Source organism: Streptomyces sp. NPDC058464 (assembly GCF_042721035.1).
GTDB lineage: Bacteria > Actinomycetota > Actinomycetes > Streptomycetales > Streptomycetaceae > Streptomyces.
In genome coordinates, this window is record NZ_JBHXMA010000064.1 from 17,801 (window position 1) to 44,693 (window position 26,893).

28 protein-coding genes are annotated in these 26,893 nt (G+C 70.6%); 18 read left to right on the forward strand and 10 right to left on the reverse strand.

All coding sequences use genetic code 11. The features are described from left to right. Positions 1 to 60 precede the first annotated feature (60 nt). The 3 genes from ACFWPQ_RS47430 to pstB all read left to right on the forward strand — a co-directional run bounded on the left by ACFWPQ_RS47430 (position 61) and on the right by pstB (position 4,003). The gene (locus ACFWPQ_RS47430; RefSeq protein ID WP_384050151.1) at positions 61 to 2,052 is read left to right on the forward strand and encodes an Ig-like domain repeat protein; all 1,992 of its coding nucleotides are present in this window, start codon (positions 61 to 63) and stop codon (positions 2,050 to 2,052) included. 77 nt (positions 2,053 to 2,129) lie between these two features. Next, positions 2,130 to 3,044, forward strand: a complete 915-nt coding sequence (locus ACFWPQ_RS47435) for a sortase (RefSeq protein WP_384050154.1) — start codon at positions 2,130 to 2,132, stop codon at positions 3,042 to 3,044. A 170-nt stretch (positions 3,045 to 3,214) separates the two neighbouring features. After that, positions 3,215 to 4,003 (forward strand): phosphate ABC transporter ATP-binding protein PstB, encoded by a 789-nt coding sequence (pstB, locus tag ACFWPQ_RS47440; protein ID WP_384050222.1) that lies wholly within the window; start codon positions 3,215 to 3,217, stop codon positions 4,001 to 4,003. A 15-nt stretch (positions 4,004 to 4,018) separates the two neighbouring features. On the opposite strand, the gene ACFWPQ_RS47445 is transcribed toward pstB, so the two are convergent. Further along, the gene (locus ACFWPQ_RS47445) at positions 4,019 to 4,849 is read right to left on the reverse strand and encodes a M55 family metallopeptidase (protein WP_384050157.1); all 831 of its coding nucleotides are present in this window, start codon (positions 4,847 to 4,849) and stop codon (positions 4,019 to 4,021) included. Between the two features lie 77 nt (positions 4,850 to 4,926). Between ACFWPQ_RS47445 and ACFWPQ_RS47450 the strand changes: the two genes are divergently transcribed. Then, positions 4,927 to 5,208, forward strand: coding sequence for a hypothetical protein (locus ACFWPQ_RS47450; protein WP_361282498.1), 282 nt, complete (start codon positions 4,927 to 4,929; stop codon positions 5,206 to 5,208). 131 nt (positions 5,209 to 5,339) lie between these two features. After that, positions 5,340 to 7,139 (forward strand): phosphatidylglycerol lysyltransferase domain-containing protein, encoded by a 1,800-nt coding sequence (locus ACFWPQ_RS47455; protein WP_384050160.1) that lies wholly within the window; start codon positions 5,340 to 5,342, stop codon positions 7,137 to 7,139. 17 nt (positions 7,140 to 7,156) lie between these two features. Here the strand turns inward: ACFWPQ_RS47455 and ACFWPQ_RS47460 are convergent, their stop codons facing one another. The 6 genes from ACFWPQ_RS47460 to ACFWPQ_RS47485 form a co-directional block, all read right to left on the reverse strand. Then, positions 7,157 to 7,453, reverse strand: coding sequence for a hypothetical protein (locus ACFWPQ_RS47460; protein WP_384050162.1), 297 nt, complete (start codon positions 7,451 to 7,453; stop codon positions 7,157 to 7,159). 8 nt (positions 7,454 to 7,461) lie between these two features. After that, on the reverse strand, positions 7,462 to 7,620 hold the full coding sequence (locus ACFWPQ_RS47465; protein WP_384050165.1) for a hypothetical protein: 159 nt from the start codon (positions 7,618 to 7,620) through the stop codon (positions 7,462 to 7,464). 181 nt (positions 7,621 to 7,801) lie between these two features. Next, a complete protein-coding gene (locus tag ACFWPQ_RS47470; protein ID WP_384050226.1) occupies positions 7,802 to 9,220 on the reverse strand; it encodes an ATP-binding protein in 1,419 nt (472 codons plus the stop codon). A 57-nt stretch (positions 9,221 to 9,277) separates the two neighbouring features. Further along, positions 9,278 to 10,039, reverse strand: coding sequence for a response regulator transcription factor (locus ACFWPQ_RS47475; RefSeq protein WP_384050168.1), 762 nt, complete (start codon positions 10,037 to 10,039; stop codon positions 9,278 to 9,280). 278 nt (positions 10,040 to 10,317) lie between these two features. After that, a complete protein-coding gene (locus ACFWPQ_RS47480; RefSeq protein ID WP_384050171.1) occupies positions 10,318 to 10,914 on the reverse strand; it encodes an FMN reductase in 597 nt (198 codons plus the stop codon). After that, positions 10,911 to 12,041 carry an LLM class flavin-dependent oxidoreductase gene (locus ACFWPQ_RS47485; protein ID WP_384050174.1) on the reverse strand — a complete coding sequence of 377 codons (1,131 nt, stop codon included), beginning with the start codon at positions 12,039 to 12,041 and terminating at the stop codon, positions 10,911 to 10,913. Before ACFWPQ_RS47485 ends, ACFWPQ_RS47480 begins: the two co-directional genes overlap by 4 nt. A gap of 276 nt (positions 12,042 to 12,317) precedes the next feature. Between ACFWPQ_RS47485 and ACFWPQ_RS47490 the strand changes: the two genes are divergently transcribed. Then, the gene (locus ACFWPQ_RS47490) at positions 12,318 to 13,352 is read left to right on the forward strand and encodes a thaumatin family protein (protein WP_384050176.1); all 1,035 of its coding nucleotides are present in this window, start codon (positions 12,318 to 12,320) and stop codon (positions 13,350 to 13,352) included. A gap of 43 nt (positions 13,353 to 13,395) precedes the next feature. Here ACFWPQ_RS47490 and ACFWPQ_RS47495 read toward each other — a convergent pair whose 3' ends face one another. Further along, positions 13,396 to 15,360 (reverse strand): sigma-70 family RNA polymerase sigma factor, encoded by a 1,965-nt coding sequence (locus ACFWPQ_RS47495; protein ID WP_384050179.1) that lies wholly within the window; start codon positions 15,358 to 15,360, stop codon positions 13,396 to 13,398. A gap of 173 nt (positions 15,361 to 15,533) precedes the next feature. Between ACFWPQ_RS47495 and ACFWPQ_RS47500 the strand changes: the two genes are divergently transcribed. The 3 genes from ACFWPQ_RS47500 (at position 15,534) to ACFWPQ_RS47510 (ending at position 18,477) form a co-directional block, all read left to right on the forward strand. Continuing rightward, complete coding sequence (locus ACFWPQ_RS47500) at positions 15,534 to 16,574, forward strand: thaumatin family protein (RefSeq protein ID WP_384050182.1); 1,041 nt, start codon at positions 15,534 to 15,536, stop codon at positions 16,572 to 16,574. A 146-nt stretch (positions 16,575 to 16,720) separates the two neighbouring features. Further along, entirely contained in the window at positions 16,721 to 17,578 is an 858-nt protein-coding gene (locus tag ACFWPQ_RS47505) for an alpha/beta fold hydrolase (protein WP_384050185.1), read from the forward strand. A gap of 203 nt (positions 17,579 to 17,781) precedes the next feature. Then, complete coding sequence (locus tag ACFWPQ_RS47510) at positions 17,782 to 18,477, forward strand: type 1 glutamine amidotransferase domain-containing protein (RefSeq protein WP_384050188.1); 696 nt, start codon at positions 17,782 to 17,784, stop codon at positions 18,475 to 18,477. A 73-nt stretch (positions 18,478 to 18,550) separates the two neighbouring features. On the opposite strand, the gene ACFWPQ_RS47515 is transcribed toward ACFWPQ_RS47510, so the two are convergent. Continuing rightward, on the reverse strand, positions 18,551 to 19,015 hold the full coding sequence (locus tag ACFWPQ_RS47515; protein ID WP_384050191.1) for a hypothetical protein: 465 nt from the start codon (positions 19,013 to 19,015) through the stop codon (positions 18,551 to 18,553). Between the two features lie 132 nt (positions 19,016 to 19,147). Here ACFWPQ_RS47515 and ACFWPQ_RS47520 point away from each other — a divergent pair, with 132 nt between their 5' ends. The 6 genes from ACFWPQ_RS47520 to ACFWPQ_RS47545 all read left to right on the forward strand — a co-directional run bounded on the left by ACFWPQ_RS47520 (position 19,148) and on the right by ACFWPQ_RS47545 (position 23,385). Continuing rightward, positions 19,148 to 19,480, forward strand: coding sequence for a YnfA family protein (locus ACFWPQ_RS47520; RefSeq protein ID WP_384050194.1), 333 nt, complete (start codon positions 19,148 to 19,150; stop codon positions 19,478 to 19,480). A gap of 160 nt (positions 19,481 to 19,640) precedes the next feature. Next, positions 19,641 to 20,399 (forward strand): SDR family NAD(P)-dependent oxidoreductase, encoded by a 759-nt coding sequence (locus tag ACFWPQ_RS47525; RefSeq protein WP_384050197.1) that lies wholly within the window; start codon positions 19,641 to 19,643, stop codon positions 20,397 to 20,399. Beyond that, on the forward strand, positions 20,399 to 20,581 hold the full coding sequence (locus ACFWPQ_RS47530; protein ID WP_384050200.1) for a hypothetical protein: 183 nt from the start codon (positions 20,399 to 20,401) through the stop codon (positions 20,579 to 20,581). The genes ACFWPQ_RS47525 and ACFWPQ_RS47530 overlap by 1 nt, the downstream gene beginning before the upstream one ends. 11 nt (positions 20,582 to 20,592) lie before the next feature. Further along, positions 20,593 to 21,351 (forward strand): tyrosine-protein phosphatase, encoded by a 759-nt coding sequence (locus ACFWPQ_RS47535; protein ID WP_384050203.1) that lies wholly within the window; start codon positions 20,593 to 20,595, stop codon positions 21,349 to 21,351. Between the two features lie 24 nt (positions 21,352 to 21,375). Beyond that, the gene (locus tag ACFWPQ_RS47540) at positions 21,376 to 22,119 is read left to right on the forward strand and encodes a phosphotransferase (RefSeq protein ID WP_384050206.1); all 744 of its coding nucleotides are present in this window, start codon (positions 21,376 to 21,378) and stop codon (positions 22,117 to 22,119) included. Between the two features lie 300 nt (positions 22,120 to 22,419). Further along, complete coding sequence (locus ACFWPQ_RS47545) at positions 22,420 to 23,385, forward strand: LAGLIDADG family homing endonuclease (RefSeq protein WP_384050209.1); 966 nt, start codon at positions 22,420 to 22,422, stop codon at positions 23,383 to 23,385. On the opposite strand, the gene ACFWPQ_RS47550 is transcribed toward ACFWPQ_RS47545, so the two are convergent. Next, on the reverse strand, positions 23,295 to 24,488 hold the full coding sequence (locus ACFWPQ_RS47550; RefSeq protein WP_384050212.1) for an RtcB family protein: 1,194 nt from the start codon (positions 24,486 to 24,488) through the stop codon (positions 23,295 to 23,297). The two genes, ACFWPQ_RS47545 and ACFWPQ_RS47550, sit on opposite strands and share 91 nt — an antisense overlap. 227 nt (positions 24,489 to 24,715) lie before the next feature. Here ACFWPQ_RS47550 and ACFWPQ_RS47555 point away from each other — a divergent pair, with 227 nt between their 5' ends. From ACFWPQ_RS47555 to ACFWPQ_RS47565, 3 genes are all read left to right on the forward strand, one after another. Next, positions 24,716 to 25,594 (forward strand): DUF3558 domain-containing protein, encoded by an 879-nt coding sequence (locus tag ACFWPQ_RS47555; protein ID WP_384050215.1) that lies wholly within the window; start codon positions 24,716 to 24,718, stop codon positions 25,592 to 25,594. 117 nt (positions 25,595 to 25,711) lie between these two features. Beyond that, positions 25,712 to 26,611, forward strand: a complete 900-nt coding sequence (locus ACFWPQ_RS47560; protein WP_361282456.1) for a DUF3558 family protein — start codon at positions 25,712 to 25,714, stop codon at positions 26,609 to 26,611. A gap of 72 nt (positions 26,612 to 26,683) precedes the next feature. After that, positions 26,684 to 26,893, forward strand: a 210-nt coding sequence (locus ACFWPQ_RS47565) for a DUF2637 domain-containing protein (protein WP_384050219.1), incomplete at its 3' end; no start/stop codon positions are given.

The following is a 26,893-nucleotide window of genomic DNA, read 5'->3' on the forward strand; positions in this document are numbered from 1 at the left end:
CCACCCTGCCAGATCCTCTGGCAACACCCCAGCTAGCTAGCTCTTGTCAGGAGACTCTCGATGCGCAGACTGCGCTCTCAGGCGGCGTTCGTCGCCGCGGCCGTGGTGGCCGGCGGCATCGCCCTCGCCAGCCCGGCGGTCGCCGACCCGGACGCCGGTGCCTTCCGCCAGCTGGTCGGCGTGGGCTCGGACACCACCCAGGACGTGCTCAATGCCCTGGCCGGCGACACCGTCAACAGCACCAGTTACTCTGCCACCGCCGTGAAGTCGACGAACGGCGCGGGCATCGCGTCGTACGACGCGATCCAGCCCGGCACCGGCGCCACCGGCACGAAGATCACCACCCGCACCGGCGGCACGACCTTCCTGCGCCCGAACGGCTCCGGCGCCGGCCGCACCGCCCTGAGCGAGTCGCTGACCGGTGACCTGGACGCCTCCGGTGCCTCGGTCAAGGGCCAGGTCGACTTCGCCCGCTCCTCCGGCGGTCCGTCCGCCTCCGGCACCGCGCTCACCTACATCCCGATGGCGCGTGACGCGGTCGGCGTCGCGGTCAAGGGCTCGGGGCTGGACACCCTGACCGTGCAGCAGCTGCACGACATCTACATCGGCCGCCTGACCGAGGTGAACGGCCAGACCGTGCACCCGAAGATCCCGCAGTCCGGCTCCGGCACCCGCAAGTTCTTCCTGAACGCGATCGGCGTGGCCGACAGCGACGTCCCCGCGAGCATCGGCGTCGTCCAGGAGAACCAGGCGAACGCAGCCCTCACCGAGGACGGCGCGCTCGTCCCGTTCTCCGTCGGTTCCTGGATCGCCCAGAACAACGGCGTCGCCCCCGACTACAGCAAGACGGCGGCCGCCGCCGGCGGTCACCTGGCCTCCGTGCAGCTGCCCGGCGACGACGGTGCCACCAGCCCGATCACCACGGTGAACGGCAAGCTGGCCCCGGTCAACGCCTACTACGAGAACGCGACGTTCGGCCGTGACGTCTACAACGTCGTGCCGAGCCGGTCGATCGACCCGACCAGCATCTTCTACGACAAGGACCTGTACGACGTCTTCGTCACCAGCGGCAGCCACACCGCCGAGCTGGCGTCGGACGCCGCCGAGTCGGTCATCGCCAAGTTCGGCTTCGTCAACGAGTCCTACAACGGCTCCATCTCCGTCGCCAAGCACGCCAAGCTCGGCGGCCTGGAGGAGTCCAGCTCCTTCGACCACTCGGTTCCGAACGCGCCCACCCTGAAGTCCACGGTCGGCGACGCGAGCCTCAAGCTCAGCTGGACCCCGAGCAGCACCGTCCCGGCCATGCCGGTGACCGACTACCGGATCACGCTGACCGACGCGGACGGCGGCGTCGTCGCCACGAAGGACGTCAACACCTCCACCACGTCGTACTCCTTCACCGGCCTGGCCACCGGCACCTACACCGCCACGGTCACCGCCAACAACGTCAACGGCACCGGCGCGGCCGCCACCTGGACCGGCGCGGTCAAGTACGCGAGCAAGACGGCGGCCACCACGGCCACCACCGCGTACGGCAAGACCCCGAAGGTCTCCGTCACGGTCACCGACACGCACAGCGTGAAGCCGACCGGCAAGGTCACCGTCAAGGACGGCACCACCGTCCTCGGCACCGGCACCCTGGACTCGTCCGGCAAGGTCACCATCGGCCTGTCGAACCACCTCAAGGTCGCCACCCACTCCCTGTCGGTCTCCTACGCGGGCAGCTCCAGCCTGAACGCGTCCTCGACGACCGTCTCCCTGAAGATCACCAAGGCGACGGCGTCGGTCTCCACCTCCGCCCCGACCTCGGTGAGCCACACCGCCAAGGCCAAGGTCACCGTCAAGGTCACCGCGACCGGCACCACCCCGACCGGCACCGTCCGCATCTACCAGGGCACCAAGGTCATCGCGACCGGCACCCTGAGCAGCGGCAAGGTCATCGTCACCCTGCCGAAGCTGGCCAAGGGCAAGCACACCCTGCACGCCTTCTACGTCGGCTCCTCGACCGTGAACTCGAAGACCGGCGCCAACTTCACCATCACCTCCAAGTGACCGTCTGACGGGCCCGCCGGGAGCCTCGTACGGCTCCCGGCGGCCCCTCACTCATTCCTCGAAGGAGGCGGGCCGCCATGACCGTCGCCGTACCGACACCGAAAGCTCTGGCTCCGGCCGTGCCCCGCAGGCCCGTCCGCAGCCTCACCTTCGTCCGCCACCTCTCGCGCGGTGGACTGCTCAGCCTCGCCGCCCTGCTGCTCGGCATCACCGCCCAGCTGCTGGTGTTCAGCACCGCCCAGGAACACTCGGCCCAGCACGCCGACTTCGACCAGCTGCGCGAGCAACTCGCCCTCGGCACCGCCCCGGTGGCGCAGACCGGGCAGGACGGCAAGCTGCTGGCGCCCGGCACGCCGGTCGCGCTCATCGACATACCGAAGCTGGGTCTGAGCCAGGTCGTCCTGGAGGGCACCGACTCCTCCGTGACGATCGACGGCCCCGGGCACCGCCGGGACACCCCGATGCCCGGCCAGGCCGGCACCAGCGTGCTGATGGGCCGGGCGGCCGCGTACGGCGGCCCGTTCGGCAAGCTCTCCCAGCTCGCCACCGGTGACACGTTCTCCGTCACCACCGGCCAGGGCAAGGCGAAGTTCCAGGTCATCGACGTACGGCGGGCCGGCGACCCGGCGCCGACGGCGCTGGCCTCGGGCAAGAGCCGGATCGTCCTCATCACCGCGACGGGCCCGAAGTTCATGCCCTCGGGCGTGCTGCGCGTCGACGCCGACCTGGTCTCCGCGCCGTTCCAGACCCCGTCGGCCGTGATCCGGGCCGGCACCCTGCCGAGTTCCGAGGAACCGCTGGCCCGCCCCTCCGGGGTGCCGTGGCCACTGGTGATGTGGCTGCAGGCGCTGCTCCTGACCGCCGTGGCCGCCGTCTGGACCTGGCACCGCTGGGGCCGCCACCAGACGTGGATCGTCTTCGCCCCGGTCGTCGCGGTGCTCGGCCTCCAGGTCGCGACTCGCACCACCGAACTGCTGCCGAACCTGCTGTGACCGAGGTGAGTGAAGTGACTGAAGCTACCCAGGCAACCGACGTGACCGAAGCACCTGAGCCATCTGAAACCACCGACACCGCCGAAACTGCCGAGACTGCCGAGACTGCTGTGACCGCCGAAACCGTCGAGATGACCGACACCGCCGTACTCCCCACCGCCACCGCCGTGATGGACGGCCCCGCCCCCGCCACGCTCGAAGCCCGTGCCGTCTCCGCCTGGTTCGGCTCCCACCAGGTGCTCAGCCAGGTGTCGCTGACCATGCCCTCGGGCGAGGTGACCGCGCTGATCGGCCCTTCCGGCTGCGGCAAGTCGACGTTCCTGCGCACCCTCAACCGGATGCACGAGCTGATCCCGTCGGCGCAGTTCGGCGGCGAGGTGCTCTTCGAGGGCGAGGACATCTACGACGCGTCCTGGCGGCTCACCGACGCCCGCCGCAGGATCGGCATGGTCTTCCAGAAGCCGAACCCGTTCCCGGCGATGTCGATCTACGACAACGTGGTGGCGGGCCTGAAGCTGACCGGCACGAAGGTGAACCGCCGGGAGAAGGACCTGCTGGTCGAGGAGTCCCTGACCCGCGCCGGCCTGTGGAAGGAGGTCCGCGACCGGCTCCGCCAGCCCGGTGGCGCCCTGTCCGGCGGCCAGCAGCAGCGCCTGTGCATCGCGCGGGCCCTCGCGGTCCGTCCCCGGGTCCTCCTCATGGACGAGCCGTGCTCGGCCCTGGACCCCACCTCCACCCGCCGCGTCGAGGAGACCATCCACGACCTGGCCGGGCAGGTGACGATCGTCATCGTCACCCACAACATGCAGCAGGCGGCGCGTGTCTCCCAGCAGTGCGCGTTCTTCCTGGCGGAGCAGGGCACCCCGGGCGGCATCGTCGAGCACGGCGACACCGAGGCCGTCTTCAACTCCCCGCAGGACCAGCGCACGGCGGACTACGTGGCGGGCCGGTTCGGCTGAGCCGGCTGCCGGGGGTCAGCAGTACGGCGGCTGGTCGGTGAGCGAGGAGGCGACCCGCATCCAGACGCCGAACTGGCGGTAGAGCGGGGGCAGCGGGCCACGGGCCTGCACGGTACGGCTGTCCACGGCCGTCACCCCGGGGATCCCGAGGAGGACGGCGGGCACGGAGGCGGACTGCCAGCGCACGGCGAGCACCGACTCGCCCTCGGGCGCGGCGGGCCGCTTCGGCACGGGCGTCAGGGCCGCCACGACCGCCTCCTCGATCGCCCGGCGGGCCTCCTCCGCCGGGCGCAGCTCGGCGGCGAACCGGTCCCGGGCGTACTTCACGGGCACGGTGACCACCGATTCGTCCCAGGCCGTCATCTCGGCGCACGCCGCGTCGTCACCCGTGAGGGCCACGACCGGGACGCGGAAGGCCGCGGCGGTGGCGTGCGCGAGACCGATCTCCCCCACCGGCCTCCCGTCCAGCCACATGTCCTCGATCTCGTGGCCCATGAAGCTGTGACTCAGCACACCGAGGGCACCGGCCCGGGAGTGGTATCCGACACATATCGCCGCGTCGTACTCCGCCGTGAGCCCCTCCAGCATCATCATCTTCTTCGGTTTGCCGCGCACCAGGCGGGCGGCGGGGTGCAGGTGCTCGGGGAGCAGGTTCCGCATCGGCCCGTGGGCGTCGTTGACCAGTACCTCGGTCGCACCGGCGGCCACCGCCCCGCGGACCGCCGCGTTCACGTCCTCGGCCATCATCGACCGGCCGCGCTCGTAGTCCCGGCCGCCCGGCTGCACATCGTCCCGGTCGACCAGCCCGGTGATGCCTTCCATATCCACGCTGATGTAAATACGCACGTCCTGAGGCTATCCGGACCCTACGTATTGTAGGTTCCCCATCGGCCACGGCGGCTCGTCAGCTCACGGGGGTACTCATGCAGGGCACGGACACACAGGAGGCGCGGCGCAGTCTCGCCCCCACGGTGGCGGTGCTGGTGGCGAGTCTGCTGGTCGCGGCGGTGGGCGTGTACGAGCTGTCCGGCTTCGGCCTGCACAGCCTCGACCGGCGCCCGCACCTGTTCAGCGACGGGCTGGCGACCGGCGGGGTGATCGTGGCGGCGGTGGCGGCCGGGGCGGCGATCGGCAACCTGGCGTGGATGCTGGCGGCCCGGCGGCGGGTGGAGCGGGAACGGGCGCAGGCCCCCGTGCGTCCGTAAGAGGCGGTACGGCCTTTCACACCGTATTCCGTACCGGGGCGGATCCCTCCCTCGTCCCCCACCGTTACCTTACAGACTGTAGGGTCAGCCCTCCGTCAACCCGCTCCCCGTCCCCAAGGTGACCGGTCCCCATGCCCGCACAGCTGTCGACCCTGATCCCGCCCCGCGTCTCCGCCGCCCTCCGCGCCCCCACCGGCGCCTCCGGCGGCGCCCTGCGCAGGCGGGCCGCCGACTTCACCGTCTGGTACCTGCGCGTGATCGCCGTACTGAACATAGTGGCGGTGGTGTCGCTCCCGTTCCGCGAGGAGGTCGACGAGCACAACAACGGCCGTATCACCCTGCACCTGCACCGGCAGCACGCGCACCACAGCGGCCAGTTCTTCACCCCGTACCTGGCCACGGCGGGCCTGGTCTCGGCCGCCCTCGCCATCTTCTTCGTCCTGGTGATGCGCCGCCGCAAGCGCGCGGCCTGGGTGGTCAACCTGCTCCTGTCCGCCCCGCTCTTCGCCCTCTACGCCCTCGCCCTCACCCAGCACGAGTACCGCGCCCACGCCTTCAACTGGGTCTCGGCGGCCCTCACCGGCCTCTTCGTGGCCGCGCTGCTGGTCAGCCGCCGGGAGTTCAACGCGGTGGGCGACCCGTCGAACCCGAAGACGGCACTGGCGGTGGGAGCCGCCGGCGTCCTGGTGACCGGCGGCCTGGGCACCCTCCTCGTCCACGCCACGAACAGGATCCCGGGCGCCACCCTGCCCGACGAGATCGCCTACACCCTCCTGAGGGGCGTCAGCGTCGGCCCGCTCGCCGACCACGTCACCGCGGTGCACGCCCCCCGCTGGACCGACATCGTCATCAACGTCCTCCTCGCCGCCGCCTTCTGCCTGGTCCTCTACGCGGGCTTCCGCTCCCCGCGCGGCCGCCGCCTGCTCAGCGCGGAGGACGAGACGAAGCTGAGGTGCCTGCTGGACAGGCACGGCGCCCGCGACTCCCTCGGCTACTTCGCGCTGCGCCGCGACAAGATGGCGATCTTCTCCCCCACCGGCAAGTCGGCGGTCACCTACCGCGTCGTCGGCGGCGTCAGCCTCGCCTCGGGCGACCCGATCGGCGACCCGGAGGCGTGGCCCGGCGCGATCGACGCGTGGCTGACGGAGGCGCGGCAGCACGCCTGGACGCCGGCCGTCATGGGCGCGAGCGAGGAGGCGGGCACCGTCTACGCACGGCACGGCCTGGACGCCCTGGAGCTGGGCGACGAGGCGATCGTCGACATCGCCGACTTCACCCTGGAGGGCCGCGCGATGCGCGTCGTCCGCCAGGCCCACAACCGGGTCCGCCGCGCCGGCTACACGGTCCGCATCCGCCGCCACGAGGACATCCCGGCCGACGAGATGGCGACCCTGATCGAACGGGCCGACGGCTGGCGCGACGGCGCCACGGAACGCGGCTTCTCCATGGCCCTCGGCCGCCTCGGCGACCCGGCGGACGGCCGCTGCGTGATGCTGGAGTGCCGGGACGCGAACGACACCCCCCGCGCCCTCCTCAGCTTCGTCCCCTGGGGCGAGCAGGGCCTCTCCCTGGACCTGATGCGCCGCGACCGCGACTCCGAGAACGGCCTGATGGAGTTCATGGTCGTCGAACTCCTCCTCCGCGCCGCCGAGTTGAAGGTCGACCGCGTCTCCCTGAACTTCGCGATGTTCCGCTCGGTCTTCGAACGCGGCGCCCGCCTGGGCGCCGGCCCGGTCCTCCGCCTCTGGCACGCCACCCTGACGTTCTTCTCCCGCTGGTGGCAGATCGAGTCCCTGTACCGCGCGAACGCCAAGTACCGCCCGGTGTGGGAGCCCCGCTACATCCTCTTCACGAAGAGCAGCGACCTGCCCCGCATCGGCCTGGCCAGCGCCCGCGCGGAGGGCTTCCTCACGGTTCCCTGGGGGTCGTGACGAGGCCGGGTGCCGCGTCAGTCCCCCAGGAACCACAGGTAGAGATGGGAGCCGCGCTCCACCCGTCGGCAGAGTCCTTCGATCTCCGCCGCCGCAGCCTGTCCGAGGAGCTCCTGCACGGACAGGTCAGCGATCTCCTGCCGAAGCCGCACCGTCTGCCGCGAATTGAACATCGTGTCCGCGAACGGCAGCAGACTTCCCAGGAAGGGAAACCTGTCGGCGTTCACATGTTGCAGCGTTTTCATCCAGTCCAGCTGGGACGATCCGTGCACCACGATGTCGCCGGTCTCGCCTCGCACCTGCATGGTGATCATCGGCTACCTCATTGCTCCGGATGAACTGTGTCGACCTGGCCGTCGAGCACCCGGACCGCGATGTTGTACAGCGGGTCGTCGTTCACGTCGCAGCCGACCGGATGGATGCTGTTGATCTGAAGGTAATGCCGGCGGGAGGAGCCGGTGCCGATGTTCAAGTTGTCCATCGGCCTCGTCATCGCCGGCCTGGCCCAGTTACGGATCATGGCCGACGTCGCCCAGTCCGCGAACTTCGACTTGTTGGGCGGCGCGGTCGCGGGAGGGCCAGGGCGGGCGCGGCGGTCAGCGTCATGCCGTATCGGAAGACGTGGTCGGCCGGAGTGCCGACGACCCTCCCGGCCAGGCGGATCAGACGCGGACCGTGCCGCCCGCGAACCCCCCGCCCACCGTGAACCCGATCACCGCGCCGCCGCCCTCCCTGCGGAAGGCGAAGGGGGCGCCGCCGTGGGCCATGGCGACCTCGCGGACGATGGAGAGGCCGAGGCCGGAGCCGGGGAGGGAGCGGGCGTCGGCGGCGCGGTAGAAGCGGTCGAAGATGCGGATCAGGTCGCCCTCGGCGATGCCGGGGCCGCGGTCGAGGACCTCGACGCGGACCGTGCCCGGCCGCGCCGGGCCGGTCACGCTGATCTCGATGGGGGCCTTGCCGTCCCGGTCGAACTTGGCCGCGTTCTCGACGAGGTTGGAGAGAGCCCGCTGGAGCATCCCCGGGCGGCCGTCGGTGGTCGTGTCGCCGACGGCGCGGAGGACGATCTCACGGCCGGTACGACGCCGGGCCAGCCCCGCCACGTCCTCCGCGATGTCGGCCAGGTCAACGTGCTGCGGGGGCTCGTTGTCGGACTGCCCGGCCGCCAGGTCGACCAGCTCGTTGACCAGGTCGGTCAGCTCACGCGCCTCCTGGCCGAGGTCGGCGACCAGTTCGTCGCGGGTCGCGGGCGGGAGTTCGTCGATCCGGCGGAGCAGGGAGATGTTGGTACGGAGCGAGGTCAGCGGGGTGCGGAGCTCGTGGCCCGCGTCCTGGACCAGGCGCCGCTGGTCCTCCTCCGACTGGGCGAGCCGGCCCAGCATCCGGTCGAAGGCGCGGCCCAGCCGGCCCACCTCGTCCAGTCCCGTCACCGGCACCTGGATGCCGAGCTGCCGGGTGCGGGCCACGTTCTCCGCGGCCGAGGTGAGGATCACCAGCCGGCGGGTGATCCGCCGGGCCAGCCACCAGCCGAACAGCCCGGCGGCCACCACCACGGCCGACATCAGCAGCAGCGTCCGCTGCTGGAGCGCGTTGAGCAGGTCCTCGGTGTCGCTGAACTCCTGCGCCACCTGCACCGCGCCCCGCCCGCCGCCGAGCGAGACCGTGGCGATCCGGAACAGATCCTCGCCGGCCTGGACGTCCTTGTGCTGGACCGTCTTCCCGGCCTCCGCGGCGGTGGCGGCCGCCCGGTCCGCGGCGGTGACGGGCAGCACCGGAGTGCCGTGGTCGACGATCTCGCCCTGCGCGCCGAGCACCTGGACGTCGGTGCGCGCGGGCCGGACCAGATCATGCCCGGGCTTCGAGGAGGAGAACTCCTCCGGCACCATCTTGTGCTGCTTGACCTCGTCCTGGACGTCGGAGACGACCTGCGTGAACACCGACTGCTGGTCGACGCGGACCAGCCGGGCGGCCGCGTTGTACGACAGGATGCCGACGACGATGGTGACGGCGGCGGTGATCGCCGCGAAGGAGACGACGAAGGTGGTGCGCAGGGAGACGAGCTTGGGCCGGCGCCGGGCCAGCATCCGCCAGAGCCGCGCGGGCAGCCCGAACCGCCCCGGCCGTCCGGGGCGGCGGGCCACTCAGTCCTCCCGCAGCACGTAACCCACGCCCCGCACGGTGTGGATCAGCTGCGGGGCGCCCGGCTCGTCGAGCTTGCGGCGCAGGTAGCCGACGTAGACGGCGAGGTTCTTGGAGCCGGGGCCGAAGTCGTAGCCCCAGATGCGGTCGTAGATCGTGGAGTGGTCGAGGACGATGCCCGCGTTCCGCGCGAGCAGTTCGAGCAGCTCGAACTCGGTGCGGGTCAGCTCCAGCTCGCGGCTGCCGCGCCAGGCCCGGCGGGCCTGGAGGTCCATCCGCAGGCCGGCCGCCTCGACCTGCCGGTCGGAGACCAGCGGCTCCCGGCCGGGCTCGGCGAGGGCACCGCCGCCGGTGGTGCCTGCGCCGACGCCGACGGCGCCTCCGCCGGTGGTCACGGGCAGGGTCCGGCGCAGCAGTGCCCGCAGCCGGGCGAAGACCTCCTCGACGTCGAAGGGCTTGACGACGTAGTCGTCGGCGCCGGCGTCCAGTCCCGCGATCCGGTCGGCGGTCTCGACCAGCGCGGTCAGCATGAGGATCGGGGTCCGGTCCCCCTCCGCCCGCAGGACGCGGCAGACCTGGAGGCCGTCGATGCCGGGCATCATCACGTCGAGGACGAGGACGTCGGGGCTGGTGCGGTGGGCGTGCGCCAAGGCCTCTACACCGTCAGCGACCGCCGTCACCTCGTATCCCTCCAGGGTGAGGGCCCGTTCCAGGGCGTGGCGGATGGCGCGGTCGTCTTCGGCGAGCAGCACAGTCTGGGGCACGTCCCCAGTCTGCCAAGGCCTCCGGCGGTTCTGCCGTGGTGAGCGGGCCTACGATCACCCTTTTTACCTGCCTCTCACCGTCACAGAGGCAACCGGGCGTCGCGATTCGGCTGCGGGCGGGTGGGGGTTGCTCGCGCAGTTCCCCGCGCCCCTTACGGGGCGCTTCCCAGTCGTGTCCTACCCAGCTGCGGGCAGTCGTGCCGCTGGGGCGGCACGGGTGGGCGCAGCGGTACCCGGCAAGCGCCGGTAAGCGTCCCCACCCCCCGCCCCGCCTCACCTCAGCTCGCGGCCAACCTCGCCAGCTGCTCCGCGAACGGTACGACCGGCAGAGCCTCGGGCTCCTCCCGCCCGGCCCCGCTCAGCCCCTGCATCAGCCCCGCCAGCTCCCCCGCCGCCCGCTCGACCCGGCCGTCCAGCCCCTCCGCTCCCCAGTCCTCGGAGGCCGCGTAGACACCCGTCGGCACGACCACCGCCCGCAGGTACGCGAATATCGGCCGCAGCGCGTGCTCCAGCACCAGCGAGTGCCGTGCCGTACCCCCGGTCGCCGCGATCAGCACCGGCTTCCCCGCCAGCGCGTCCTTGTCGAGCACGTCGAAGAAGGACTTGAACAGCCCGCTGTAGGAGGCCGTGAACACCGGCGTGACCGCGATCAGGCCGTCCGCCCCGGTCACCGCCTCCTGCGCGGCCGCCAGCTTCCGCCCCGGGAACCCGTTGGTGAAGTTGTGCGCGATCTCGACCGCGAGGTCGCGCAGCTCCACCACCTCGACCTCGACCCGTGCCTCGGCCTGCCGGCCCACCGCCGCTGCCAGCCGGTCGGCCAGCAGCCGGGTGGACGACGGCACGCTCAGCCCCGCCGAGACGACGACGAGCTTCATACCCCGGCCTCCTTCTTGTCCGACTTGTCCGAAGCCTTGTCGGCCTTCTTCTCCTCCGCGGCGGCGGCCAGCAGCGACGCGTGCGTCGGCGCCTCCGGGACGTCCGCCGGACGGCCCTTCGCGAACTCCTTGCGCAGCACCGGCACGACCTCCTCGCCGAGCATGTCGAGCTGCTCCAGGACCGTCTTCAGCGGCAGCCCCGCGTGGTCCATCAGGAAGAGCTGGCGCTGGTAGTCGCCCGCGTACTCGCGGAAGCCCAGCGTCTTCTCGATCACCTGCTGCGGCGAGCCCACCGTCAGCGGGGTCTGGTCGGTGAAGTCCTCCAGGGACGGGCCGTGCCCGTAGACCGGCGCGTTGTCGAAGTACGGCCGGAACTCACGGACCGCGTCCTGCGAGTTCTTCCGCATGAACACCTGGCCGCCGAGACCGACGATCGCCTGCTCGGGAGTGCCGTGCCCGTAGTGCGCGAACCGCTTCCGGTAGAACTCGACCATCCGCTTGGTGTGGTCGGCGGGCCAGAAGATGTTGTTGTGGAAGAAGCCGTCGCCGTAGTAGGCGGCCTGCTCGGCGATCTCGGGCGAGCGGATCGAGCCGTGCCAGACGAACGGCGGTACGTCGTCCATCGGCCGCGGGGTCGAGGTGAAGCCCTGCAGCGGCGTGCGGAACTTGCCCTCCCAGTCGACGACGTCCTCGCGCCACAGGCGGCGCAGCAGGGCGTAGTTCTCGACGGCGAGGTTGATGCCCTCGCGGATGTCCTGCCCGAACCACGGGTAGACCGGCCCGGTGTTGCCGCGGCCCATCATCAGGTCCACCCGGCCGTCGGCCAGGTGCTGGAGCATCGCGAAGTCCTCGGCGATCTTCACCGGGTCGTTGGTGGTGATGAGGGTGGTGGAGGTGGAGAGGATCAGCTTCTCCGTCTGCGCGGCGACGTAACCGAGCATGGTGGTCGGCGACGACGGCACGAACGGCGGGTTGTGGTGCTCACCCGTCGCGAACACGTCCAGGCCGACCTCCTCGGCCTTCAGCGCGATCGCGACCATCGCCTTGATGCGCTCCCGCTCGCTCGGCGTCCGCCCCGTGGTGGGGTCCGGCGTGACGTCGCCGACCGTGAAGATCCCGAACTGCATGCTCGCTCACCCTCCAGGTTGTTTACGATTCAACTATACCCACAGAACGAGACCCCGCGGCCACCTATTCCCGGCTTCGGCTGCGGCGCCCTGTAAGGGACGCTGGGGGTACCCCCGGCCGAAGGCTGGGGGAGGAACTGCGCGACCAGCCACATCGGACCCTCAGCCGGAGCACACCCATCAGCCACCCCCTTGCATTTCCGTTGTCCCGCCACCCCCGTCCGGGTCTCCCCTACGACAGCCCACACCCGTGGGAACGGACAGGAGCCCCGTGACATGCAGCACCACCGCCGCCGCAGAACCCGCCGGTACTCCGGCCTCGCCGCCACCGCCGCCGTAGTCCTCACCTGCCTCGCCCTGGTGACCGCCGTGGTGCTGGCCCGTATGCAGTCGGGACCCGCCGCGGACCGGCGGACCACCGCCGCCGACCCGGCGGCCTCACCCCGTACGACGGCCGCCGCCACCCCCCTCGCCAGTCCTTCCGGGAAGCCGTCACCGTCCGGCTCGGCCTCGGCCTCGGCGACCCCGCACACCGGCGCCTCGCCCTCGGCCAAGGCCTCCTCGCCCTCCCGCACCGCAAAGCAGCCGGCAACCGCCGCCGCGGCCCCCGGCCACCGCACCATCACCCTCGTCAACCGACTCGACCAGACCATCTGGCCGGCCATCGCCGCCGACCCCAAACACCCGGTCGAGGCCACCGGCTGGGTCCTGCGCCCCGGCGCCAGCCTCAGCTTCACCATCCCCGACCACTGGGACGTCCGCCTCTGGGCCCGCACCGGCTGCTCCTTCGACGCCGCCGGCGACGGCGACTGCCTGACCGGCGGCTGCGGCCACTTCCAGTGCGGCTCGACCTGGGGCGAATTCCCCTCCACCCTCGCCGAGTTCAACCTGAACGCCTGGAACGGCATGGACTTCTACGACGTCAGCCTGGTCGAGGGCAACAACCTGCCGATGTGGATCAACAGTTACGGCGGCACGTCGAAGGACAGGATCGACGCCAAGGGATGCTCCGCCGCCGGCTGCACCCGGGACGCCAACGCCACCTGCCCCGCCAAGCTGCAGCGCGTCCGCGACGGCCACGTCGTCGCCTGCCTCAGCGCCTGCCTGGTCTTCAACACCGACAAGACCTGCTGCACGGGCGCCTACGCGGCCCGCCCCCAGTGCGTCCCGTCCTCCTGGCCGGTCGACTCCGCCGCCGTCTTCAAGGCGGCCGAGCCCTTCGCCTACTCCTACGTCAACGACGACGCGACCAGCGTGCTCACCTGCTCCGGAGAGTGCGGCTACCGCGTCACCTGGGGCGTCAGCCCATGACCCGGAGGGGGCCGGTACGGTCGCCGGCACCGGCCCCCTCCGCTCAGCGGGCCGCCTGGAAGGCCCGGCCCGCCGCCGTGGCCGCCGTACCGCTCGTGAAGAGCCCGCTGCTCGGCTTCGCCGGGTCCGCACCGAGCCCGAACCACGCGTACCGCTGCACGTACGGCAGCGCGTCGAGCGCCTTCGTGGACGCGGTGACGAAGTCCGCCTGCTGCTGCGCCGACGGGAAACGGGTCCCCTGCGAGAAGTCGATCAGCGCGTACTCGGTCAGCCAGATCGGCTTGTGGTAGCGCGCGTACACCGCCGACAGGTACGAGGTCAGCTGCTGCACGGCCTGCGGGGTGCGGAAGTCACCGCCGTACCAGTGCAGCGTGATGAAGTCGACCCGGTAGCCCTTCGCCCTCGCCCCGGACATGAACCGGTCCAGCCAGCCGCCGGCCGTGTCCCCGCCGTACGCCACCGCCGGGCTGCCCAGCACCTTGCCCGCCGCCATCAGCTTGGGCCACAGCCCCAGCGCCTGGTCGACGGTCATGTTCGACTGCTGCGCCATGTCGGGTTCGTTGAAGCCCAGGAGGTACGGTCCCGCCGCCCGCGCCTGCGCCAGCGACGCGTCGGTGACGGACGCGGCACCCCAGATCATCGGCACGTAGGAGGCCGAGGACGGGGTCGTCACGCCCTGGTGCTGGGTGTTCCAGGTGTAGTACCAGCTCGCCCCGCTCGCGGCGAGCGCCTGGCTCACCCCGTTGAACGTCCACACGCCGACGCCCTTCTTCGCGCCGGAGACCACCTGCACCGGGGCCGCGGTGTGCTTCGAGGGGGTCGGCCTGACCGACGGTCTCGGCGACGCGCTGTGGGAGGGGGACGGCGACGGGGAGGCGGAGTGGGTCGGGCTCGGGCTCGGGGACGCCACGGCGACCGGCGTCGGCGGCGCCTGCGTCTCCGCGGCCGGGACCGACGGACCCGCCGTCATCCGGGCCGCGACCAGCGCGACCGCCGCGACGACCGCGACCGCCGCCGACCCGCCCACCACGGCCTGCTTGCCCACGAGACGGCTGCCCGCCCGTCTGGCCGCCCGCCCGTGCCGCCGCCGCAGCGCCCGGCCCCCGCCGGCCCCGCCGCCCCCGCCGCTCGGATCGGCGGACCCGGCGCCTGGGCCTCCATGAGCCCCGCCGGCATGCGACGCGGCGGTGTGGTGCGCGGTGACCTGGGCCAGCACCCGCGCCGGGTCGAGGCCGGCCGGCACCGCCACCAGCGGCAGGCCGCTCAGCAGCCGGTCCATCGGCAGCAGCCCCCGCTCCAGGCCCGCGCACACCCCGCAGCCACGTATGTGACGGCCGAACCGCTTGCGCCACAGCGGACTCGGCGTGCCGTCCCACGGCCCGGCGATCTCGTCCAGCTCCGCACAGCGCGGCTCGGCCCCCAGCCCCCGCACCACGCACCGCGAGACCTCCATCTGCTTCTTCATCCGCTGCACCCGCACCGCGGCATGCCGGTCGGACAGCCCCAGCGCACCGGCGAGGTCCGCGCGCTCCAGGTCGCCGGTCTCCTCCAGCCACCACAGGGACAGCAGCTCCTGGTCGTCCGCGTCGAGCCAGCGCGTCGCCTCGGCGACCTCCCGGCGCTGCTCGGTCAGGCCCAGCCGCAGGATGGTCAGACCGGCGAAGTCGAGCGCCGGGTCGGTGATCGCCTCCGCGTCGTCCAGGCGCGCCCTGCGGTCCCGGTCCGTGGCCCGCGACTGCTCACGGTTGCGCACCTGCCGGATCGTGATGGCGACGAGCCACGACCGGAACGCGGACGGATCCCGCAGCTTCTCCAGCCCGCGCACCATGCGCAACAGCGTCTCCTGTACGACGTCGTCGACGTCGGCATGACCGTTCAGGGCCCGGCCGACGATGTTGTAGACCAGCGGCAGACACGCGGTCACGAGGTGTTCCAGGGCCGCTCTGTCACCCGCGCGAGCGGCCGTCACCACGCCGGGGTCGGGTCCGCTCCGATGGTTGTCGGTCATGTGGGTCTGTTCCTCCGCGCAGAGTCCGGCTGTCGGAACGGAGACCCCGCGCAGGACGCGGGGACAACAGAAAAACCGGCGGGTCGGCTTCGCGATTTGTGTTGTACGGCCCCCGTCGAGGAGGTCACCGAAAGGCAGGCACACATCTGGCACAGCCCGAGGAAGGCACAAGGATGGCACGAGGACGCAGGAGACACGGCGCGAGACCACCGCGACGCCGCTGGTGGTACGCCGGCGCGGCCGCCCTCGCGACGACCGCCACCGTACTCGTCACCTACGGGTGGTGGACCCCGGCCGGCCCCCAGGCCGCGCACCCGGACCGCCGCACGACGGCCGCGGCCCTCCAATCCGGGCAGTCCGGGCCGTCCGGCACCCCGCTCTCCCCGTCAGCGAGCCCCAGCACCTCCGCCTCCGCCTCCGCCTCCGCCTCGGTGAGCGCCAAGGCCTCGGCGTCGGCGAAGACCACGCGCAAGCCGACGACCGCCGCGTCCCACCAGGCCGCCCAGACCACGCGACCGACCACCGCACCCGCCGGCAAACGCCTGATCACCGTCGTCAACAAGACGCAGAAGACGGTGTGGGCGGTCGTCACCAACACCTCCGTCTACCCGGACGGCCGCAAGCTCGCCCCCGGCCAGAGCCTCTCGGTGACCGTCGCGAACAACTGGGGCGGCCGCATCTGGGGCCGTACCGGATGCACCGACGGCACCGCCGCGGGCCCCTGCGCCTCCGGCGACTGCACCAGCGTCTGCAGCGGCGGCAACCCGCCCACCACCCTCGGCGAGTTCACCTTCGACGCCTTCGACAGCATGGACTTCTACGACGTCAGCATGGTCGACGGCTCCAACCTGCCCATGTACATCAACGTCTCCCACACCACGACCACCGACCCGGTCGGCTCCACGGGCTGCTACAAGGGCACCTGCACCACGGAGGTCGACTGCCCCAAGGCCATGCAGGCCCTCTCCGGCGGCCAGGAGATCGGCTGCAAACCGCCGTGCGCGGCGTTCGGCGGCGACACCTACTGCTGCCAGGGCGCCTGGGCGGGCCGCGACAACTGCATCCCCTCCAAGTGGCCCGTCGACTACACCCAGGTCTTCAAGCGCGCCGAGCCGTACGCCTACTCCTACGCCTTCGACGACGGGGCGACCATGCCCTGCAAGGGGGCCTGCTACTACCGGGTGACCTTCGGGACGACGGCCGGCTCCACCTGATCCCTCTTCCCCCCCTCCCGCTTCCCCCCTCCCCCTTCCCCCCTCCTCCCGTTCACCCGGACGGCTCGCGCACGGGGACACGCCGACACGTGTCCCCGACGCTGGAATCCCGGGCGTCGCCCGACGCCTCGCACCGAAGGACCAGCATGCGAATACCGCGCGAGTCCCGTCGTACCGTGAACGCCGTCCGCTGGGGCGCCGCTCTCCTGGCACTGTCGGGAACCACTGCCGTCCTCGCCCCCACCACGGCACAGGCCGGAGGTCCGAGCGGCGATCCCGGCCGGGAGAAGCCCACCATCGTGCTCGTCCACGGCGCCTTCGCCGACGCGTCGAGCTGGACCGGTGTCGTACAGCGCCTCCAGCAGAACGGCTACACGGTGGCCGCACCGGCCAACCCGCTCCGCGGCGTCCCCGAGGACTCGGCCTACCTCGCGAGTTTCCTGAAGTCCGTCAGCGGGCCGATCGTCCTGGTCGGCCATTCCTACGGCGGTGAGGTGATCTCGCAGGCCGCCGTCGGAAACGACAACGTCAAGGCCCTCGTCTACATCAACGCGGCCATGCCCGACAGAGGGGAGTCGTTCACCACCCTCTCCGCGAAGTTCGCGCCCGCCCCGCTCACCAAGGCCCTCAAGCAGGTGCCCTTCCGCAACGGCGACGGCACCACCGGCACGGACGTGTACGTACAACCGGCCCTCCTGCGCCAGGTCTTCGCCGCGGACCTGCCCGCGAGCCAGACCGCCGTCATGGCAGCCACCCAGCGCCCGATCGCGATGTCGGCGTTCGGGGACAAACTCACCGGCGCCGCCTGGCGGAACAGACCCGTCTACGTCCTCGTCGGCAAGCAGGACCAGTCGATCAACCCGGCCCTGGAACGCTTCGAGGCGCAACGCGCGCACGCCCGGAAGACCGTGGAGATCAACTCCTCGCACGTGTCCCTCGTCTCCCACCCGCAGGCGGTCAAGGACCTGATCGTCGACGCCGCCGAGAACTACATGTGGAATTAGAGCGGGACACCGAGGAGTTCCCCGGCGCCGAGGCAGGCACCCCGGCGTCACCGCCGCGCCGGGAAATCCGCGCCATACCTTTCACAGGAATGGCCCGCGCATTTCCCGCACGGCGGCCACGAGTTGCGGCCTCCGGAATACCCGCCCAGACTTGATGGGCACATTTGAAGGTGTTCCGGAAACGTGTCCCGGAGGAGCGTCCCATGGCCAGGATCCTGTGTGTGGTGACCGGCGCGAGCTACTGGACCCTCAAGGACGGGCACCGACATCCCACCGGCTACTGGGCCGAGGAGTTCGTGGCCCCCTACAGCGTGTTCACCGACGCCGGACACGAGGTCACCGTGGCGACCCCGCACGGGGTCGTACCCGTCGTGGACACGATGAGCCTGCGGCCCCGCATGGCGGGCGGCGAGGAGAACGCCCTCCGTGAGGAGGCCGTCATCGAGGAGGCCGAGGAGCTGCGGTACGCCGTCCCTATCACCGACATCCGCCTGGAGGACTACGACGCGGTCTACTACCCCGGCGGCCACGGCCCGATGGAGGACCTCTCGGGCGACCCGGACTCCGGCGCGCTGCTGCGCGAGGCCCTCGCCTCCGGCCGTCCGCTCGGCATCGTCTGCCACGCCCCCGCCGCCATCCTCGCCACCCGGGACGCGAACGGTGACACCCCCTTCGCGAACTACCGGCTGACCGGCTTCTGCAACGAGGAGGAGGCCGGTGTCGGTTTCGCCGACAAGGCCAAGTGGCTGCTGGAGGACGAGCTGAAGAAGCTGCCCACCGAGTATTCGCGGGGGCCCGCCTGGGAGCCCTACACGGTCGTGGACCGCAACCTCTTCACCGGGCAGAACCCCGCGTCCTCCGGCCCGCTCGCCCAGGAACTCGTCGCGGCACTGCCATGAGCCCGGTCGATCGATCGACCGGATCGACCCGATAGATCCGATCGACCCGATCGACCCGATCGACCGACCCGGATCAGAACGCGTACGCATCCCCCGTCGCCAGCACCAGCACCCGCTGCCTGTCGTTCGTACGGTCCTGGTCCACCGCACCGCCGCCCCACGCCACGTCCACCTCCAGCCTCATCTCCGACGGCTGACCCAGCAGCCGTACCGGAACCACCAGCTCCGTGCCGGGCACCTCGACCGCCAGCGGCCCTGTGTCGCACACCACCTCCCGGTCACCGGTGCGCGCGCACCCGCCCGGCAGCTCCTGGGTGTCCGCCAGCGCCGCCGACGAGACCAGCCGCACACTGGCAGCCGTCACACCGTCCGGCCCGTGGTTGAGCGAGGACACCCGGACCTCCAGCAGGTCCCCGCTCAGCACGGCGGACCCGTGCACCTCCAGATCGGCGTTCCCGGCCCAGGCGGTACCGCCGCCGCCCACGACCAACGCGCCCACCGCCACGGCACCGACCACTGCGAACCCACCACGACGCATCGCCACACCACCCGTCCCGTCCCGTCCGTCCCCGGTATCCACGCTCCGGCATACATACGGATATATGCCACCCGTGCCCCGCCCCAGGCGCCCCCCATCAGGTGACACCGCCGGGCGTGGCACCCTGCACGCATGCTGATCCTCCGCTCCGCCGCCCTGTTCGTCGTCGCCGCGTTCTTCGAGATCGGCGGCGCCTGGCTGGTCTGGCAGGGCGTACGCGAGCACCGCGGCTGGCTCTGGGTCGCCGGCGGCATCCTCTCCCTCGGCGCCTACGGCTTCGTCGCCACCTTCCAGCCCGACGCCCACTTCGGCCGCATCCTGGCGGCCTACGGCGGCATCTTCGTCGCCGGCTCGATCCTGTGGGGCGTCGTCGCCGACGGCTACCGCCCGGACCGCTGGGACCTCACCGGGGCGACGATCTGCCTCGCAGGCATGGCCGTGATCATGTGGGCGCCCAGAAACTGACGTGAGGTTCGCGCCCCGAAAGGGGCGCGGGGCTGTATCGATATGCGGCTCCGCCGCGTGGGCGCGAACAACCCCCACCGGCCCGCAGCCGACGAATCACCGCACATATCCTTGCCGCGACACACCCGTATACGTGACCCACCTGCTGAGGAGAACCCCCATGGCCCCGTCCCGCATCGCGGTCGTCACCGGCGCCAGCAGCGGCATCGGCGCCGCCACCGCCCGCCGGCTCGCCGAGGCCGGCTACCGCGTCGTCCTCACCGCCCGCAGGGCGGACCGCATCGAGGCGCTGGCCAAGGAGATCAACGAGGCCGGCCACCAGGCCACCGCCTACCCCCTCGACGTGACGGACCGCGCCGCGGTCGACGAGTTCGCGACGGCCTTCAAGGCGGTCGCCGTCCTCGTGAACAACGCCGGCGGAGCGCTCGGTGCCGACCCGGTGGCCACCGGCGACCCCGCCGACTGGCGCACGATGTACGAGACGAACGTCATCGGCACCCTGAACCTCACCCAGGCCCTGCTCCCCAAGCTGGAGGCGAGCGGCGACGGCACGGTGGTCGTCGTCTCCTCCACCGCCGGCCACGCCACCTACGAGGGCGGCGCCGGCTACGTCGCCGCCAAGCACGGCGCGCACGTCCTCGCCGAGACCCTCCGCCTGGAGATCGTCGGCAAGCCGGTCCGTGTCATCGAGATCGCCCCCGGCATGGTCAGGACCGACGAGTTCGCCCTGACCCGCTTCGGCGGCGACGAGGAGCGGGCCGCGAAGGTCTACCAGGGCGTCGCCGAGCCCCTCACCGCCGACGACGTCGCCGACACCATCACCTGGACGGTGACCCGCCCCAGCCACGTCAACATCGACCTCCTGGTCGTCCGCCCCCGCGCCCAGGCCTCCAACACCAAGGTCCACCGGGAACTGTGATGCCGGACTCCGCGACACCGGACGACGACCCGACGGCCGCCCTGGAACGCCGGCTGGAAGAGCGCCGCCTGGAACAGGAAACGAAGAACGAACGCCAGGTCTGGTACTTCCTGGCCTACTTCCTCTTCGGCATCCACCTCATCGCGTTCGTGATGATCTACGCGGTACGGCACGCGAAGTAGGCTCGCGGCCCGTGGACAGACACATACCGTTCGACGGGCTGCACAACTTCCGTGACCTGGGCGGCTACCCGACCGCCGACGGCCGCCGCATCCGCCCCGGCCGGCTCTACCGCGCCGACTCGCTGGGCAAGCTGCGCGAGGGCACGCGGGACTGGGACCGCTTCCTGTCCCTGGGCATCCGCACGGTCGTCGACCTCCGCCACCCCTGGGAGGCCGAGGGCCGGGGCCGTGTCCCGTCCCACCCCTCCTTCACGTACCACAACCTCAGCATCGAGCACCGCCCCTACGACCAGGCGGCCCTGGCCCCCGACATCGACCCCGGCCCGTACCTGGCCGAGCGCTACATGGAGGTGGCGGAGGACGGGGTGACGGAGATCCGCAGGGCACTGGAGCTGGTGGCCCTGTCGGCGGAATCGGACACCCCCCTGGTCTTCCACTGCGCGTCCGGCAAGGACCGCACCGGCCAACTGGCGGCGCTGATCCTGACGTTGGCCGGAGTACCCGAACCGACGGTCGTCGAGGACTTCACCCTCACGGAACGGGCGACGCCCGCCCTGCTGGCCGACTGGAAGGCGCGGAACGAGGGCCGCGAGCCGACCTGGCTGGGCTTCGGCCGCGCCCCGGCATCGGCGATGCTCCTGTTCCTGTCCGCGCTGAACGCCCGCTACGGCTCGACCGAGGAGTACGTGACACGAGCAGTCGGCCTGGACGCGAACGCGCTCCGGGAAACCCTCCGCACGACCCTCCTCGAACCCCGCCCCACCACCTGACCGCGGCTCGGGCAGGATGGAGCGATGCCCGAGTCGCCCCTGCCCGGAGGTTTCGTCAATGCCGTCGTCCGTGTCGGCGACACGGTGCGCCGCCCTGCGTCTGCTCACACGGAGTTCGTGGGAGATCTGCTGAACCTGCTCGAAGCCGGTGGCTGGAACGGAGCTCCGCGGTATCTCGGCGTGGACGACAAGGGCCGCGAAGTGCTCAGTTACCTCGACGGCCATGTGGCGTGGGAAGCGGGACAACCTGCTTCCGTGGCGTCGGACGAGAGCCTGGGCGCGGTCGCCCGGCTCGTGCGCGAGTTCCACGACCTGACGGCCGGCACCCGGCTGGCCGGAGACCACGAGGTCGTCTGTCACAACGACCTGTCGCCCAAGAACACGGTGTACCGGCCGGCCGGTGGCGCGCTTCGGCCGGCGGCGTTCATCGACTGGGACCTGGCGGCACCGGGCGCCCGGATCCATGACATCGCTCATGTCTGCTGGCAGTACCTCGGTCTCGGCCCCGCCGTGGCCGACGTCGGTGAGGCGTCCCGGCGCATGAGGCTGATCGCCGACACCTACGAGTTGTCCGACCGGCAACGTCAACGTCTCGTGGTCACGGTCCTGTGGTGGCAGGACCGGTGCTGGCGGGGCATCGAGACCGCGGCCGACGCGGGAGATGCCGCCATGATCCGACTTCGTGACGCCGGGGTGGTGAGGGAAGTCCAACGGGCCTACCAGTGGGTTTCCGACCACCAGACTGCTTTGGAACGCGCGCTGCGGTGATCGCGCGGGGAGGGTCACGCCGGATCATGGGGCGGTCGCGGTGGGTCGGCGAGCCCTCGGCATCCCCCACGCCGACGTCATGCAGGCAGCGTTCACCCTCGGCACCGGCTTCCGCCCGGCCCGCCACATCCTCAGGGAGGAAGTGCTGCGGCTCGAAAACTCACAAGGGTGAACATCGTCGATCACCCGAACGCCGCCTGAACACCCGACCCAGACTCGCACCACACCATCAAATCGACGGCCCTCGGCAGGGATGCAGCCCAGCCGAGGGCCTGACCAGCATGGAAGTGGAGCTTCCCTGTGGCTGAATGCGAGCCTAACGCCCAGCAGTTCATGGACCTCACGGTCCCGGAGTACGCGTACATGTTCGGGTTCTTGCAGGCGGATGGGCACCTGGCAAAGCGAGTGGGCCGAAAGGGCCGCCTGACCATCGAGATCAGCGCACGGGATGTCGATCTCCTGTGCACATTCCAGAAGCTGACCCCCTACTACAGCAGCATCACCGAACGCACCCGCTCGACCAACTTCGCCGAGACCCACACCACCGCCCTCTGGAGCATGTGCTCCCTGGAAGCCAGGACCAGGATCAACGAACTCGGGCTTCCGTACGGCCGCAAGTCCAAGACGATCGCGCCGCCGACCGTCGAGTTCTCCCGCCGCGACTATCTGCGAGGCCTGATCGACGCAGACGGGTCAGTCGGCTTCACCAGCAAGGGTCTTCCCTTCGTCTCGCTCACCACGGCCAGCAGCAGCGTCGCGGCCTATCTGCGCGAGTACAGCAAGGACGTGACGGGAGCCGAGCGCAGCCTCAAGCGCAACGCGCGCGACGGCATCTACAACGTCCTCTACACAAACGAAAGTGCGCAGGAGTTGGCAGCCGACCTCTATTACCCCGGCTGTCTCTCACTGGACAGAAAACGAGCGGCCGCGAATTCCCTTGTGACCTGGGTGCGCCCGTCAGGCATGGATCGCAGGCCGCCACGCATCGAGTGGACTCGCGAAATGGACCGGATCCTACTCAAGGCACCAACCATCGCCCACGCGGCAGCGGAACTTGGCTACTCCAAAAGTCCTTGCCAGAACCGCCGCTGGAAGCTGTTGCATGGCGTAGTGCCGCTGCCGGACTGTGCGGCACATGATGGGCGCGGCGCGCAATCATCGCGCCCATCACCGTCCTATCCCTTCACGCACACGAACTGCTTCAACTTCGCCACGACCTCAACCAGGTCGCGCTGCTGCTCCATCACCTGGTCGATGTTCTTGTAGGCGCCCGGAATCTCATCCAGCACCCCGGAGTCCTTACGGCACTCCACACCACGCGTCTGCTCTTCCAGGTCCCTGGTCGTGAAGCGGCGCTTTGCCGCGTTACGGCTCATGCGCCGACCGGCACCATGCGACGCCGAGTTGAAGGCCCTCTCGTTCCCGAGCCCCTTCACGATGTACGAGCTGGTGCCCATCGAGCCAGGAATGATCCCGAGCTCGCCGGAGCCGGCCCGGATCGCCCCCTTGCGGGTGACGAGCAAGTCCATGCCCTCGTAGCGTTCCTCGGCGATGTAGTTGTGGTGACAGGAGATCTCCGGCTCGAATGTCGGCTTAGCCTTCTTGAACTCCTTGCGGACGACGTCCTTCAGGAGCGCCATCATGAGCATGCGGTTGTACTTGGCGTACTCCTGAGCCCAGTAGAGATCGTTCCTGTAAGCCGCCATCTGCGGAGTGTCCGAGACGAACACCGCCAGGTCCCGGTCAACCAGTCCCTGGTTGTGCGGAAGCTTCTGCGCGACACCGATGTGATACTCGGCCAGCTCCTTCCCGATGTTGCGAGAACCGGAGTGCAGCATGAGCCAGACCGAGTTTGACTGATCAAGGCACAATTCGATCATGTGATTTCCGGACCCGAGCGTCCCCATCTGCTTCACGGCCCGCTCCTCCCGGAACTTCACCGCCTCCGCAACCCCGTCGAACCGCCCCCAGAACCCCTCCCAGCCGACCATGGCCAGCCCGTGGAAGTCCCCCGGCTCCACCGGATCCGCATGCATCCCCCGCCCCACCGGAATCGCCTGCTCGATCTTCGACCGCAGCCGCGCCAGGTCCCCCGGCAGGTCGTTCGCCGTCAGGGACGTCTTCACCGCCGACATGCCGCAGCCGATGTCGACCCCGACCGCCGCCGGGCACACCGCGCCCTGCATCGCGATGACTGATCCGACCGTCGCACCCTTCCCGTAGTGGACGTCCGGCATCACCGCCAGGCCCTTGATCCACGGCAGGGTCGCGACGTTGCGCAGCTGCTGGAGCGCCACGTCCTCGACGGTCGCCGGGTCGGTCCACATCCGGATGGGCACCTTCGCGCCCGGTATCTCCACGTACGACATGTCTTCCTCATTCCCCCGCGGGCAACAAACCAAAAGATACAAAGAGCTTTAATCACACAAAACGCAAATGCGGCGCCAGAGACCCAGAAACCAGACAGCGGACCGGCGTTCACAGCAGTGCGTGCGATACACATTGTCTCCAGGGGGCGCCCCGCTGCGGCAAGCGATTAACCAGCGGGGACACTGGAGCAGGACCGAGCGGACCAGTGAACGGAAGGAGCCTGACCGTGCAGCGGAAGGCGTACGTAACCGGCATCGCCGCCCTTCTCGCGGCCCTGCTGGCCGGCTGCACGAGCGGTTCCAGCGGTGGCGAGGACACCAGCGACAAGAACGCGGACACCGGTACGTCCACCGTCGCCGCCCAGCCCGGCAAGTACCGCACCCTCCCGGAGGCGTGCAGCGCGGTCAGCCACGACACCCTCGACTCGCTGCTCCCGGGCATCGCCCAGATCACCGACGCCGAGCAGCGCGAGAAGGCGTACGCGGGCGAGGCCACGCTCACCTACGACACGGACCGCAAGGTCGGCTGCCACTGGAAGATCGAGTCCACCGACGCCACGGACCGGCTGTCCGTCGACTTCGAGCGCGTGGTGTCGTACGACAACGCGGTCAGCGACGACAGCGAGGCGCAGACGATCTACACGCAGCTGGAGGCGGCGGCCGACATCCCGGAGTCCGCGCCCCCGAGCGCCACCGAGTCGGAGTCGCCGTCGGGGTCACCGTCCGGGTCGGCATCGGGCTCCCCGTCAGCGTCCGCGTCGGCATCCGCGTCAGCGTCCGTCTCCGCCTCGACCGCCGGATCCGGCGACCCGTCCTCCTCGGACTCCGCCTCCGCCTCCGCGTCGTCCTCCACCACCCCGTCGGGTCTCCAGCCCCGTACGCTCTCCGACCTCGGCGACGAGGCGTATCTCGACGACCAGCTCAGCGGCTCGGGTTCGACGGCCGAACAGCGGACGGTGACTGTGGTGTTCCGCACGTCCAACGTCGTCGTGACGATCGTGTACGAGGAGCAGCCGATGGCCACCGGGACCGTCCCGGACAGCAAGGAAATGCAGGACAGGGCGCAGAATCTGGCCGCACAACTGGCCGAGGCCCTCAACGGCTGAGGGCCCTGGCACACCCTCTGCACCCCACCCGCAAAGGGCGCGAACCGAAACCGCACAGCTCCCTCACCGCGTACCGTGGCCCCTCGGACCCGATCCGACCGCAGGAACCCCGAACGTATGAGTGAAGGAACCATGCAGCGAGTAGCAGTCCAGTCAGACGACCAGCGCGCCCGGAACGATCGGAACGCACAGCGACGGGCAGGGCGCCTGCGCCGCGTCCTCGTCTGCGCGGCCGCCGTCCCCGCCGTGGCGCTGTTCGCGACGGCCTGCTCCTCCGGCTCGGACAGTGCCGCGCAGGGGACGGGTGGCGGCTCGGATCCGGTGACCGCGGCGGACGGTTCGGTGGCCGCTTCGCCCACGGTCCAGGCGGCCAAGTACCAGAAGCTGCCGGAGCCGTGCGCGGTGCTGTCGAAGACGACGCTCACCGCACTGGTGCCGAAGGGCGCGAAGTCGGGCAAGGAGGGCACGTCGGACGACGTGGCCACGCGCGGCAGCTGTTCCTGGAGCAGCCTGGACAACAACGGTGTGAAGGGTTCCCAGTTCCGCTGGCTGAACATCTCCTTCCTCCGCTTCGACTCGGACACCAGCCGTGGTTCCGGCGAGAAGCAGGCCGAGGCGTACTACGCGAGCCAGGTGCAGGGTGCCCAGTCGGTGAGTGGCGCCAAGAACACCAAGTCGGAGCCGGTGGCCGGAGTCGGCGACCAGGCGACGGTCGTGCGCTACGACCTGAAGAAGAAGGAGGGCGCCTTCAAGCAGCAGACGGTCGTGGCACGCGTCGCGAACGTCGTCGTCACCCTCGACTACAACGGTGCGGGTCTGGCGGGCGAGAAGACGCCGGACGCGGACACTCTGACGAAGGTGGCGGAGAAGGCGGCCAAGGAGGCGGTGGCGTCCGTCACGACGGCCAACGGCTCGGGTACGTCGCAGAGTTCACCTGCGGCGACGCCCTCGAAGTCGGCGTCCGGGTCGCCCTCGGCGAGTGCCTCCGCATCGAAGTCGTCGTCCAAGAAGAGCTGACCGGCCATACGTGCGCCGCACTGATGTGCCACCCTGTTGCGCGCAACAACACGCAAGGGGAGGGGAGTACGGGTGGCCGCGCCAATACAGCTGACTCGGATGCACCGCGTTCTCATCGGTGTGGTCGTGACCGGCGCGATGATCATCGCCGGTATCGGCTTCGCCGGCTCGTACGCGGCCGTCCGTGAGCTGGCCATCAAGAAGGGCTTCGGGAACTTCTCCTATGTGTTCCCGATCGGCATCGACGCGGGCATCTGCGTCCTGCTCGCCCTGGACCTGTTG

Excerpts from the sequence above, each read along its gene's own strand:
- ACFWPQ_RS47430 (WP_384050151.1), top strand. The coding sequence starts at position 61 with ATGCGCAGACTGCGCTCTCAGGCGGCGTTCGTCGCCGCGGCCGTGGTG.
- ACFWPQ_RS47435 (WP_384050154.1), top strand. The coding sequence starts at position 2,130 with ATGACCGTCGCCGTACCGACACCGAAAGCTCTGGCTCCGGCCGTGCCC.
- pstB (WP_384050222.1), top strand. The coding sequence starts at position 3,215 with ATGGACGGCCCCGCCCCCGCCACGCTCGAAGCCCGTGCCGTCTCCGCC.
- ACFWPQ_RS47450 (WP_361282498.1), top strand. The coding sequence starts at position 4,927 with ATGCAGGGCACGGACACACAGGAGGCGCGGCGCAGTCTCGCCCCCACG.
- ACFWPQ_RS47455 (WP_384050160.1), top strand. The coding sequence starts at position 5,340 with ATGCCCGCACAGCTGTCGACCCTGATCCCGCCCCGCGTCTCCGCCGCC.
- ACFWPQ_RS47460 (WP_384050162.1), bottom strand. The coding sequence starts at position 7,453 with ATGATCACCATGCAGGTGCGAGGCGAGACCGGCGACATCGTGGTGCAC.
- ACFWPQ_RS47465 (WP_384050165.1), bottom strand. The coding sequence starts at position 7,620 with ATGGACAACTTGAACATCGGCACCGGCTCCTCCCGCCGGCATTACCTT.
- ACFWPQ_RS47470 (WP_384050226.1), bottom strand. The coding sequence starts at position 9,220 with ATGCTGGCCCGGCGCCGGCCCAAGCTCGTCTCCCTGCGCACCACCTTC.
- ACFWPQ_RS47480 (WP_384050171.1), bottom strand. The coding sequence starts at position 10,914 with ATGAAGCTCGTCGTCGTCTCGGCGGGGCTGAGCGTGCCGTCGTCCACC.
- ACFWPQ_RS47485 (WP_384050174.1), bottom strand. The coding sequence starts at position 12,041 with ATGCAGTTCGGGATCTTCACGGTCGGCGACGTCACGCCGGACCCCACC.
- ACFWPQ_RS47490 (WP_384050176.1), top strand. The coding sequence starts at position 12,318 with ATGCAGCACCACCGCCGCCGCAGAACCCGCCGGTACTCCGGCCTCGCC.
- ACFWPQ_RS47495 (WP_384050179.1), bottom strand. The coding sequence starts at position 15,360 with ATGACCGACAACCATCGGAGCGGACCCGACCCCGGCGTGGTGACGGCC.
- ACFWPQ_RS47500 (WP_384050182.1), top strand. The coding sequence starts at position 15,534 with ATGGCACGAGGACGCAGGAGACACGGCGCGAGACCACCGCGACGCCGC.
- ACFWPQ_RS47505 (WP_384050185.1), top strand. The coding sequence starts at position 16,721 with ATGCGAATACCGCGCGAGTCCCGTCGTACCGTGAACGCCGTCCGCTGG.
- ACFWPQ_RS47510 (WP_384050188.1), top strand. The coding sequence starts at position 17,782 with ATGGCCAGGATCCTGTGTGTGGTGACCGGCGCGAGCTACTGGACCCTC.
- ACFWPQ_RS47515 (WP_384050191.1), bottom strand. The coding sequence starts at position 19,015 with ATGCGTCGTGGTGGGTTCGCAGTGGTCGGTGCCGTGGCGGTGGGCGCG.
- ACFWPQ_RS47520 (WP_384050194.1), top strand. The coding sequence starts at position 19,148 with ATGCTGATCCTCCGCTCCGCCGCCCTGTTCGTCGTCGCCGCGTTCTTC.
- ACFWPQ_RS47525 (WP_384050197.1), top strand. The coding sequence starts at position 19,641 with ATGGCCCCGTCCCGCATCGCGGTCGTCACCGGCGCCAGCAGCGGCATC.
- ACFWPQ_RS47530 (WP_384050200.1), top strand. The coding sequence starts at position 20,399 with ATGCCGGACTCCGCGACACCGGACGACGACCCGACGGCCGCCCTGGAA.
- ACFWPQ_RS47540 (WP_384050206.1), top strand. The coding sequence starts at position 21,376 with ATGCCCGAGTCGCCCCTGCCCGGAGGTTTCGTCAATGCCGTCGTCCGT.
- ACFWPQ_RS47550 (WP_384050212.1), bottom strand. The coding sequence starts at position 24,488 with ATGTCGTACGTGGAGATACCGGGCGCGAAGGTGCCCATCCGGATGTGG.
- ACFWPQ_RS47560 (WP_361282456.1), top strand. The coding sequence starts at position 25,712 with ATGAGTGAAGGAACCATGCAGCGAGTAGCAGTCCAGTCAGACGACCAG.